4 protein-coding genes, 3 tRNA genes and 4 rRNA genes are annotated in these 12,048 nt (G+C 44.1%); 1 reads left to right on the forward strand and 10 read right to left on the reverse strand.

The window, feature by feature from the left end; all coding sequences use genetic code 11:
* Window positions 1-432: 432 nt before the first annotated feature.
* The 10 genes from FCN25_RS08790 to FCN25_RS08835 form a co-directional block, all read right to left on the reverse strand.
* Window positions 433-1,125 carry an MOSC domain-containing protein gene (locus FCN25_RS08790; protein WP_137223873.1) on the reverse strand — a complete coding sequence of 231 codons (693 nt, stop codon included), beginning with the start codon at window positions 1,123-1,125 and terminating at the stop codon, window positions 433-435.
* A gap of 446 nt (window positions 1,126-1,571) precedes the next feature.
* Window positions 1,572-1,687 (reverse strand): 5S ribosomal RNA (gene rrf / locus FCN25_RS08795).
* A gap of 33 nt (window positions 1,688-1,720) precedes the next feature.
* Window positions 1,721-1,796, reverse strand: a tRNA-Thr gene (locus FCN25_RS08800).
* A gap of 29 nt (window positions 1,797-1,825) precedes the next feature.
* A 5S ribosomal RNA gene (gene rrf, locus FCN25_RS08805) occupies window positions 1,826-1,941 on the reverse strand.
* Window positions 1,942-2,088: 147 nt separating this feature from the next.
* A 23S ribosomal RNA gene (locus FCN25_RS08810) occupies window positions 2,089-4,993 on the reverse strand.
* Between the two features lie 353 nt (window positions 4,994-5,346).
* Window positions 5,347-5,422: transfer RNA gene (locus FCN25_RS08815), tRNA-Ala, on the reverse strand.
* Window positions 5,423-5,568: 146 nt separating this feature from the next.
* Window positions 5,569-5,645: transfer RNA gene (locus tag FCN25_RS08820), tRNA-Ile, on the reverse strand.
* A gap of 89 nt (window positions 5,646-5,734) precedes the next feature.
* Window positions 5,735-7,279: ribosomal RNA gene (locus tag FCN25_RS08825) — 16S ribosomal RNA — on the reverse strand.
* Together the 16S, 23S and 5S rRNA genes with 3 tRNA genes alongside form the textbook arrangement of a ribosomal RNA operon.
* A 610-nt stretch (window positions 7,280-7,889) precedes the next feature.
* Complete coding sequence (gene secA / locus FCN25_RS08830; protein WP_137223875.1) at window positions 7,890-10,610, reverse strand: preprotein translocase subunit SecA; 2,721 nt, start codon at window positions 10,608-10,610, stop codon at window positions 7,890-7,892.
* A gap of 58 nt (window positions 10,611-10,668) precedes the next feature.
* A complete protein-coding gene (locus FCN25_RS08835) occupies window positions 10,669-11,568 on the reverse strand; it encodes a M23 family metallopeptidase (RefSeq protein WP_137223877.1) in 900 nt (299 codons plus the stop codon).
* A gap of 27 nt (window positions 11,569-11,595) precedes the next feature.
* Between FCN25_RS08835 and FCN25_RS08840 the strand changes: the two genes are divergently transcribed.
* The gene (locus FCN25_RS08840) at window positions 11,596-12,048 is read left to right on the forward strand and encodes a DUF721 domain-containing protein (protein ID WP_137223879.1); all 453 of its coding nucleotides are present in this window, start codon (window positions 11,596-11,598) and stop codon (window positions 12,046-12,048) included.

Here is a 12,048-nt window from a genome sequence, read left to right on the forward strand (position 1 = left end):
GTATATTTATACCAATCCTATTAAATATGTGATCTTTCATCGGGAGTTCAAAGTGCTGTAGGCAAGGCAGATGATTGAAGCGAATAGTGATTCTATTTTGAAAGCATCTAACGAAGGATAAAGGACTTTGAAACCCGCCAGAATGGAGTCTCTCAGGTATTCCACTTCTGTGTTACATCGTTTAAAAGGGAACAACCATTTCTACATCAATGCGCCTTGAATTGAAAAACCTGAGTGATTCTGAACTGACCAGATATTTAATGAGATTGGTATTACTTTGCTAAAGGCATATGCTTGAAAATAACCACCAACTCTGGCCGTATTTGACTCTCATTTCTTGACCCTGAAAATAGATCTCATTAAGTTACAGTTATTGTCGTCAGTTTATTTATAAAAAATAAAATCTAAGCACAGCATCACAACGATTTATAATTAGCTAACCTTACCGTATAAACGCATGTCCCAATCTTCAATACTTTGCAGGTCAATCCGTCTTTGTAATGAATTAACCCAACTTTGCGCTAACCCATCACAATCAAGTAAAATCTTATATTGCGCTATATCAAATTCCGCTGAAAAATATATCTGCATCGCTTTAGCCACACTGATATCTGTTTTTCTTTCGAGCAATAATATTTTATTATTTAAGAAGATATCTCCTTCTGATAAAACCCGATAAAACCAGCCACACATCCGACTTTCTTGCATAGCTAAAGCAAACTTAGGATGACCAAACTGTAAATTTAACTTAAAACAAGGTGACCGAGGTTGAGTGACTTGTAATGTAACATCTCCTATCTGTACCACATCACCGATATTCACTTGTGTCTCGTTAAGACCAACAGTGCTTATATTCTCACCCATTGACGGTGCATCACCAAATGTCGTTATTAAATCCCAACGTCGATATTGACCATAATGCTCCCTAGGGAAATGATGCAGTACTCTATCAAGGCCGCCATGATGTTTAGCGTCAGCCTCATCATTACCGAGGACACTGTCGAATTGGACCGTTAACTGACTAACGGCATGTTTATGATTGATAGAACTACTGACTCCATTATGCATTTGCACTTGGTCACCTAAATACAAACCAGAAATATTATTAACCAATTGCTTAATCATCTGACCGATCCTTGCCTAAATATTATTACATACCGTCAATATACCTAATTTGTGGGCAAAAAAAAGCCTTACGGAGTGAGAGTAAGGCTGTAAATAATATGGGAGATAACACAGTAAAAATAATGGTTAACAATAATATAAACCATTCCATGCTACATACTTGTTCAGACGCAGTTATAATAAAGGCTGATAATGACATTGGTGTGACAAAAATGCTGTTCTAGTTATGTGTTTATAAAGTTACGATAATCCAACATTATTAAGATCAATTAAAATTTTTAAGCCACAGAGGTTTATCATAAAACATCAAAGCGTTGTCATCCAAAAATTCTAGAAACTATTGTGCGCTATTTAATATTTTACATTGAGAGGCATCAAATTACAGACGTAAAAAAACCCGCTATACAATAGCGGGCTATTTCACGACTCTTTCAAGTCAATTAGGCGCCTGGAAATGACCTACTCTCACATGGGGAGACCCCACACTACCATCGGCGATACTGTGTTTCACTTCTGAGTTCGGAATGGGATCAGGTGGTGCCACAGCTCTTTGGTTTCCAGACAAATTTTTCTAGGACATACACTAGTTTATTCATGGTGCTGATACCCAGAATCGAACTGGGGACCTCATCCTTACCAAGGATGCGCTCTACCGACTGAGCCATATCAGCAAACTCGTATTGCTTTGAGCTTATTAGGCGCCTGGAAATGACCTACTCTCACATGGGGAGACCCCACACTACCATCGGCGATACTGTGTTTCACTTCTGAGTTCGGAATGGGATCAGGTGGTGCCACAGCTCTATGGTTTCCAGACAAATTTTGCTTATCTAACGCATTTTTCTTAATGCATTAAATAATAATTCGAAAAGCTGATTATGCTTTATTAAAGCTTACTTGAGGTCTCGCACTGCTTAAGCGCTCTATTCTAACACTAAGGTCAGTAAAACCCATCTGGGTTGTATGGTTAAGCCTCACGGGTCATTAGTACAAGTTAGCTCAACGCCTCACAACGCTTACACACCTTGCCTATCAACGTAGTAGTCTCCTACGGCCCTTTAGAGAGCTTAAAGCTCTAGGGATGACTCATCTTAGGACTCGCTTCCCGCTTAGATGCTTTCAGCGGTTATCGATTCCGAACGTAGCTACCGGGCAATGCTATTGGCATAACAACCCGAACACCAGCGGTTCGTCCACTCCGGTCCTCTCGTACTAGGAGCAGCTTCCTTCAATCATCCAACGCCCACGGCAGATAGGGACCGAACTGTCTCACGACGTTCTGAACCCAGCTCGCGTACCACTTTAAATGGCGAACAGCCATACCCTTGGGACCGACTTCAGCCCCAGGATGTGATGAGCCGACATCGAGGTGCCAAACACCGCCGTCGATATGAACTCTTGGGCGGTATCAGCCTGTTATCCCCGGAGTACCTTTTATCCGTTGAGCGATGGCCCTTCCATTCAGAACCACCGGATCACTATGACCTACTTTCGTACCTGCTCGACGTGTATGTCTCGCAGTTAAGCTGGCTTATGCCATTGCACTAACCGTACGATGTCCGACCGTACTTAGCCAACCTTCGTGCTCCTCCGTTACTCTTTGGGAGGAGACCGCCCCAGTCAAACTACCCACCAGGCACTGTCCCGAACCCCGATAAGGGGCCGCGGTTAGAACATCAAAACTACAAGGGTGGTATTTCAAGATTGACTCCACTCTGACTAGCGTCAAAGTTTCAAAGTCTCCCACCTATCCTACACATGTAGGTTCAATGTTCAGTGCCAAGCTATAGTAAAGGTTCACGGGGTCTTTCCGTCTAGCCGCGGGTATACGGCATCTTCACCGCAATTTCAACTTCACTGAGTCTCGGCTGGAGACAGCGTGGCCATCATTACGCCATTCGTGCAGGTCGGAACTTACCCGACAAGGAATTTCGCTACCTTAGGACCGTTATAGTTACGGCCGCCGTTTACCGGGGCTTCGATCATGAGCTTCTCCGAAGATAACCCAATCAATTAACCTTCCGGCACCGGGCAGGCGTCATACCGTATACGTCATCTTGCGATTTTGCACAGTACTGTGTTTTTGATAAACAGTTGCAGCCACCTGGTATCTGCGACTGCCGTCAGCTTAGGGAGCAAGTCCCATCACCGACAGCAGCGTACCTTCTCCCGAAGTTACGGTACCATTTTGCCTAGTTCCTTCAGCCGAGTTCTCTCAAGCGCCTTGGTATTCTCTACCCGACCACCTGTGTCGGTTTGGGGTACGATTTCTACTAACCTGAAGCTTAGAAGATTTTCCTGGAAGCATGGCATCAACTACTTCATCACCTTAGTGACTCGTCATCAGCTCTCAACCTGTACATTTAAGTACGTATTCCCGGATTTGCCTAAGAATACAGCCTACTACCTTAAACGCGGACTACCAACGCCGCGCTAGCCTAGCCTTCTCCGTCTCTCCATCGCAGTTAGCAAAAGTACAGAAATATTAATCTGTTTCCCATCGATTACGCCTTTCGGCCTCACCTTAGGGGTCGACTCACCCTGCCCCGATTAACGTTGGACAGGAACCCTTGGTCTTTCGGCGAGGGAGTTTTTCACTCCCTTTATCGTTACTCATGTCAGCATTCGCACTTCTGATACGTCCAGTGTGGGTTACCCCTTCACCTTCAACCGCTTACAGAACGCTCCTCTACCGCGCACTTCTAATGAAATGCACCCGTAGCTTCGGTGGTATGTTTAGCCCCGTTAAATCTTCCGCGCAGGCCGACTCGACTAGTGAGCTATTACGCTTTCTTTAAATGATGGCTGCTTCTAAGCCAACATCCTAGCTGTCTAAGCCTTCCCACATCGTTTCCCACTTAACATACACTTTGGGACCTTAGCTGACGGTCTGGGTTGTTTCCCTTTTGACAACGGACGTTAGCACCCGCTGTCTGTCTCCCGAGTAGTACTCATTGGTATTCGGAGTTTGCAAAGGGTTGGTAAGTCGGGATGACCCCCTAGCCTTAACAGTGCTCTACCCCCAATGGTATTCGCTCGAGGCGCTACCTAAATAGCTTTCGAGGAGAACCAGATATCTCCGAGTTTGATTGGCCTTTCACCCCCAGCCACAAGTCATCCGCTCATTTTTCAACATAAGTCGGTTCGGTCCTCCAGTTGATGTTACTCAACCTTCAACCTGCCCATGGCTAGATCACTCGGTTTCGGGTCTACGCCTTGCAACTAAACGCGCAGTTAACACTCGGTTTCCCTACGGCTCCGCTATTCGCTTAACCTCGCTACAAAACGTAAGTCGCTGACCCATTATACAAAAGGTACGCAGTCACGGTCTCAAGAACCGCTCCCACTGCTTGTACGTACACGGTTTCAGGTTCTATTTCACTCCCCTCACAGGGGTTCTTTTCGCCTTTCCCTCACGGTACTGGTTCACTATCGGTCAGTCAGGAGTATTTAGCCTTGGAGGATGGTCCCCCCATATTCAAACAGGATGTCACGTGTCCCGCCTTACTCGTTTTCATCTATGGTTAGTTTTCATGTACGGGGCTATCACCCTGTGCCGCTGTGCTTTCCAACACATTCCACTAACACCCCATAGACTTAAGGGCTAATCCCCGTTCGCTCGCCGCTACTAGGGGAATCTCGGTTGATTTCTTTTCCTCCGGGTACTTAGATGTTTCAGTTCCCCGGGTTTGCCTCACTACACTATGTATTCATGTAGTGATAACAGCTTATGCTGCTGGGTTTCCCCATTCGGATATCGTTAGCTCAAATGCTTATTACTAGCTCGCCAACGCTTTTCGCAAGTTATTACGTCCTTCATCGCCTCTGACTGCCAAGGCATCCACCGTATACGCTTAGTCACTTAACCATACAACCCAAATGAGTTTCACTTGCGTGAACCACCTGCGTTATATCGCAACTAGCTGGTTTTTACTTGTCTCACCTCCAGGGTAGGAAGTGGACTCGCCTTAGTTTTTAGAATATTCAAGACACTTAAACAGTGTTTTGAGAACTCAAGATACTGATGCTTTCGCATCAGTATTATTTTTCGCACTAACGTAATCACATCAACAACAACGAATCGTCATCAATGCGCCTTTAGTTAGTACTATCAGCTTTCCAAATTGTTAAAGAGCGGGCTTAAAAAAGCCAAAGATAAAATTTCATTTATCTTTGGCATCTCTAACCTATGCATATGCTTATCATCATGATAAGTGTAAATGGTGGAGCTATGCGGGATCGAACCGCAGACCTCCTGCGTGCAAGGCAGGCGCTCTCCCAGCTGAGCTATAGCCCCATTTACATGCAGTGAGATTTTACGTTTACCTTCTAAGAAGGTCTTACCAAAAAAGATTTGGCTTGCCAATCGTTTCTAATCAAGGCGGTTTATCATGACGTTTAGTACACTAAACGAGTGATTAACCCACGCAGAGTAGGAAAGATTGGTGGGTCAGAGTGGACTTGAACCACCGACCTCACCCTTATCAGGGGTGCGCTCTAACCAGCTGAGCTACAGACCCAACGTAATTTCTCTTTCTTTCTATCAAGTAATCTGTGTGAACACTCACATGCATTGCTGCACTTTTAGGTATTGAGTTAGTCGTATAGGTAAGGAGGTGATCCAGCCCCAGGTTCCCCTAGGGCTACCTTGTTACGACTTCACCCCAGTCATGAACCACAAAGTGGTGAGCGTTCTCCCGAAGGTTAAACTACCCACTTCTTTTGCAGCCCACTCCCATGGTGTGACGGGCGGTGTGTACAAGGCCCGGGAACGTATTCACCGTAGCATTCTGATCTACGATTACTAGCGATTCCGACTTCATGGAGTCGAGTTGCAGACTCCAATCCGGACTACGACGTACTTTGTGAGATTAGCTCCACCTCGCGGCTTTGCAACCCTCTGTATACGCCATTGTAGCACGTGTGTAGCCCTACTCGTAAGGGCCATGATGACTTGACGTCGTCCCCACCTTCCTCCGGTTTATCACCGGCAGTCTCCCTAGAGTTCCCACCATTACGTGCTGGCAAATAAGGATAGGGGTTGCGCTCGTTGCGGGACTTAACCCAACATTTCACAACACGAGCTGACGACAGCCATGCAGCACCTGTCTCACAGTTCCCGAAGGCACACCAGAATCTCTTCCGGCTTCTGTGGATGTCAAGAGTAGGTAAGGTTCTTCGCGTTGCATCGAATTAAACCACATGCTCCACCGCTTGTGCGGGCCCCCGTCAATTCATTTGAGTTTTAACCTTGCGGCCGTACTCCCCAGGCGGTCTACTTAATGCGTTAGCTTGGGAGCCCAGTGACTAAGTCACCAAACTCCGAGTAGACATCGTTTACGGCGTGGACTACCAGGGTATCTAATCCTGTTTGCTCCCCACGCTTTCGTACATGAGCGTCAGTCTTTGTCCAGGGGGCCGCCTTCGCCACCGGTATTCCTTCAGATCTCTACGCATTTCACCGCTACACCTGAAATTCTACCCCCCTCTACAAGACTCTAGTTCACCAGTTCTAAATGCAATTCCCAGGTTGAGCCCGGGGATTTCACATCTAGCTTAATGAACCGCCTGCGTACGCTTTACGCCCAGTAATTCCGATTAACGCTCGGACCCCTCGTATTACCGCGGCTGCTGGCACGAAGTTAGCCGGTCCTTCTTCTGTAGGTAACGTCACAGCAGCGTGCTATTAACACGCTACCTTTCCTCCCTACTGAAAGTGCTTTACAACCCGAAGGCCTTCTTCACACACGCGGCATGGCTGCATCAGGGTTTCCCCCATTGTGCAATATTCCCCACTGCTGCCTCCCGTAGGAGTCTGGGCCGTGTCTCAGTCCCAGTGTGGCTGATCATCCTCTCAGAACAGCTAGGGATCGTCGCCTTGGTGAGCCATTACCTCACCAACTAGCTAATCCCACCTAGGTTCATCCAATCGCGAAAGGCCCGAAGGTCCCCTCCTTTCCCCCGTAGGGCGTATGCGGTATTAGCAGTCGTTTCCAACTGTTATCCCCCTCGACTGGGCAGATCCCTAGGTATTACTCACCCGTCCGCCGCTCGTCAGCAAAGAAAGCAAGCTTCCTCTCTGTTACCGCTCGACTTGCATGTGTTAGGCCTGCCGCCAGCGTTCAATCTGAGCCATGATCAAACTCTTCAATTAAAGTTTTTTGAAATATTCTGTTAGGAATATCTCGGCTCAATGAATTCTGATTTACACCTTATAAACTCGGAAGAATCTATAAAATGCTTGTTACATATTACTATGAACATTCATCGTTGCATTGAGTTGAAATTTTTGATTGCCAACATTCCGAAGAACAGAAGACAATTTCGAATAACTCAATACCTGTGAATGTCCACACAGATTACTTGATAAATTGTTAAAGAGCGTTGACCGTTTAAGTAGGTCAGGGGTGCGTATTTTACGCATTCCCTTTATGGCGTCAAGTGTTTTTTCAAACTTCTTTTTGCCTGTTATCAACACTACTAAGTAGTTGTTAATAACACTAACCGGTTTTGCTTTCGCTGTATGCCGTGTCAGTGGATGCGCATTATAGGCAGCTGAAGATTTAGTGCAAGTGATTTTGTTCAGAAAAATGATCTTTTTATGATCTTTTATGCTTTTCGCTAGTTAACAACAGAATACACACTATTTACCCCCAAAGTTATCCACAATAGTAAATTTATCAGTCAGTTTTGAGTTATCAAAAATAAAAAAGGTAGCGATTAATCGCTACCTTTTTTACGTCATATCTATCGTTAACTAAACGTTATTTCAGTTTACCATGGCATTGCTTATATTTTTGACCAGAACCACAGGGACAAGGATCATTACGTCCTATCTTTTCCCCTTCGCGGATCACGGTCTGAGGAGCCTCAACTGACTGCTCATCATTATTACTTAATGCTTCTGATGATGCGTGTTGATAAGCAAGCTGGATCTTTGCTTCTTCTTCACGGCGACGTTGTTCCATTTCGTCTACATCTGACTGTGCTTGAACTTGTACTTTAGAGAGTACACTTATCACGTCATTTTTGAGTGTTTCAAGCAATTGTTGAAATAACTCAAACGATTCACGCTTGTACTCTTGCTTCGGATTTTTTTGTGCATAGCCCCGTAAATGAATACCTTGACGCAAATGATCCATAGCCGCTAAATGTTCTTTCCATAGTCCATCTAATGTTTGTAGCATTACCGCTTTTTCGAATTGGCGTAAAACTTGTTCACCAACCATTTCTTCTTTAGCTTTATATGCATCACTCCATGACGTAACAATACGTTCACGAAGTGTCTCTTCATGTAAGTCTTCTTCTTTATCTAACCATTCTTGAATCGTTAGCTTTAAATTAAACTCATTACCAAGACGTTGTTCAAGTCCTGGGATATCCCAGAGCTCTTCAATTGATTGCGGTGGAATATATTGCTCTACAATTCCGCTGATAACATCTTGTTCGATATTTTGGATAGTTTCTTTAATGCTTTCAGCATCCATTAACTCGTTACGCTGCGCATAGACAACTTGACGTTGGTCATTTGCAACATCATCGTATTCAAGTAATTGCTTACGAATATCAAAGTTTCGAGCTTCTACTTTACGTTGGGCATTTTCAATTGCACGAGAGACCCAAGGATGTTCGATAGCTTCACCGTGCTCCATTCCTAACTTTTTCATCATCCCTGATACACGGTCTGATGCGAAAATACGCATTAAGCTATCTTCCATAGACAGATAAAAGCGCGAAGAACCGGCATCCCCTTGACGACCAGCACGACCACGTAACTGATTATCGATACGACGAGATTCATGACGTTCAGTACCCAAGATATGTAAACCACCAGCCTCTAGCACTTTGTCATGCTGAATTTGCCAATCAGCACGAATTTTAGCAATTTGTTCATCGGTTGGATTGACTAGCGCTTCAATGTCAACTTTCCAATTACCACCGAGTACAATATCTGTACCTCGCCCTGCCATGTTGGTTGCAATTGTTACTGCACCGACACGGCCTGCCTGAGCAATAATTTCCGCTTCTCTTTCGTGGAATTTGGCATTCAGTACATTGTGTGGAATTTTAGATTTTTTAAGTAATTCAGCTAAAATCTCAGATTGCTCAATTGATACGGTACCAACAAGTACAGGTTGACCTCGTTCGCGGCAACCTTCTATATCTTTAATAATGGCGGCGTATTTTTCTGGGGCAGTAAGATAGACTAAATCAGCCATATCATTACGCACCATTGGACGGTTTGTAGGAACAACAACGGTATCTAAACCATAGATATGTTGAAATTCAAATGCTTCCGTATCTGCAGTACCAGTCATGCCCGCAAGTTTTTGGTACTGACGGAAATAGTTTTGAAAAGTGATAGAAGCCAGAGTTTGATTTTCATTCTGGATTTTAACACCTTCTTTCGCTTCTACCGCTTGATGTAAACCTTCTGACCAACGACGACCAGGCATAGTACGACCTGTATGTTCATCGACGATAATAACTTCATCATCTTGAACAATATAATCGATATCTTTTTCAAACAAGGTATGGGCACGAAGTGCGGCATGAACATGGTGCAATAATGAAATATTCGTAGCTGAATAAAGCGAGTCACCTTCGTCTAACATGCCTTTTTCTATTAAAAGCACTTCAACCTTCTCTTGACCACGTTCAGTTAAATTAACTTGTTTACCCTTTTCATCAATACTGTAATCACCTTCGCCAATATAGTCTTCTGTGTCTTCTTTATCTTGGCGGATTAGACTTGGGATTAATAAATTAATTTTAGCGTACAACTCGGAGCTGTCTTCAGCCGCACCTGAGATAATCAACGGTGTTCGGGCTTCATCAATTAAAATTGAATCGACTTCATCAATAAGTGCGTAGTGTAATGGTCTCTGAACACGTTCTTGTGGAGAAAATGCCATATTGTCACGAAGGTAGTCGAAACCAAATTCATTATTGGTACCGTAAGTAATATCAGCCTCATAGGCTGCTTTCTTTTCGATTTGACCAATACCAGCGATATTAATACCGACACTTAAGCCTAAAAATTCAAACAATGGACGGTTATTTTCAGCATCACGCGTTGCTAAGTAATCGTTCACAGTAATGACGTGAACACCTTTACCTGTTATCCCGTTAAGATATGCTGGTAACGTTGCAGTAAGCGTTTTACCTTCACCGGTTCGCATTTCCGCAATACGATTACTGTCTAATACCATGCCACCAAGAAGTTGGACATCAAAGGGACGCATATCGAACACGCGCTTTGAAGCTTCACGAACCACGGCAAATGCCTCAGCCATGATGCTATCTAACGTTTCACCATTTTCTAAACGGTTATGGAACTCAGCGGTTTTCGCTTTAAGTTCTTCATCAGAAAGTTTTTCGTAATCAGCTTCTAATGCATTAATTTGAGTAACAATTTTTCCAAGACTTTTCAGGGTGCGGTCGTTGCGACTTCCGAATACTTTTGTCAGTAGTTTGCCTAACATCTTAATCACTTATCTGTTGTAGGTTTGGCTCAATTGAGCGCATTAACCGTTAATATTATTAACTTGCTTTGCGGTAAACGTATTTCTGTGGATCTATTTGTTGTTTACCGCGCAACACTTCGTAATGCACATGGGGGCCGGTTGAGCGGCCTGTGCTTCCCATACTGGCAATTTTATCGCCTTTGGCAACGACGTCACCTACGTTTACTGACAGAGATTTATTATGGCCATAGCGAGTGCGAAGACCATTACCATGGTCTATTTCGACTAACTCACCATATCCAAGCATGCTTCCTGACCATGTTACTACACCTGCTGCAGTCGTAGTAACATCTGCCCCTTCTTTACCCGCAAAATCAATACCTTTATGCATTGTTCGCCGGCCGCTAAAAGGGTCATTTCGTAAACCATAGGGCGAAGATAACCAACCTTTATCGATTGGTCGCCCTGATATATAACGCTCTTCATCTATATGGAGATTAGATGCTACTGTTTCAAGTAGTGATAGCTGAACATTATTATTATCAATTCTAGATGCTAGCTTATTCATGTCATCAATAAGCTGACTTAATTCGACACCACTGCCTATTTCGCTTAAACCACCGATCCCAACTTCTGTAGAGAAATCAAATTGATCATCAAGGAGGTTATTTTGCGCTACTTGCTGCCCAAGGGCTTCAAGTCGGGTGATTTTGGCTTGCATCTTGGCCACATGTGCAACCAAGGTAGATAACTGGATTTCAGTTGCCGTTTTGAGTTCGAGCACTTGTTGTTTTTGCTGTTGGCGCAGTTGTTTATTTTGATCAACTTTCGCTTGTTGGTTAGCAAAACGCTCAGTGCTGTATTGATATATTCCTGTGCCAGTAGCCATTAGAATAATAGGTAGGAGTAACCAACGCTTACTAGGTTGCCAGCGCGTTACACCATTTCGACCTTGGATAAAAACTGTTACACTCATAGCCTAATTCAGCCATCTTATTATCATATGAAAAAGCCCCCTCAAGATCTCAGCAATTTAGTCCATGTGTCTGGGAGACTACCTGAACTGGCCGAGAAAGCAGAACTACTCAATAACCTGAATCGTTATGTAAAACAGACATTAAATGGTCCTGTGGCAGAGCAGCTAAAAGTCGCTAATCTCCGCCAGGGTGTTCTTGTTATTGAAACGACCTCTGCAGCATGGGCTGCGAGAATAAACTTTCAAAAGCAGAAGTTATTAAAACAACTTCAAACTGATACACTTCCGATGCTTACCGCTATTGAGGTGAAAGTCAATCCTGGACTTGCTTTAATGAAACCACAATCTCAACTTAACCAAAATGTGATCAGCACTACTGCAGCTCAACATATTGAAGCATTAGCAGAACATGTCGATGGTTCTTTAGGTGAAAAACTAAAACGGCTGGCTGCATTAGCCAGCCGTAATAGGCAATCTTAA

This window comes from Shewanella sp. MEBiC00475 (assembly GCF_005234075.1).
Taxonomy (GTDB): Bacteria; Pseudomonadota; Gammaproteobacteria; order Enterobacterales; family Shewanellaceae; genus Shewanella; species Shewanella polaris.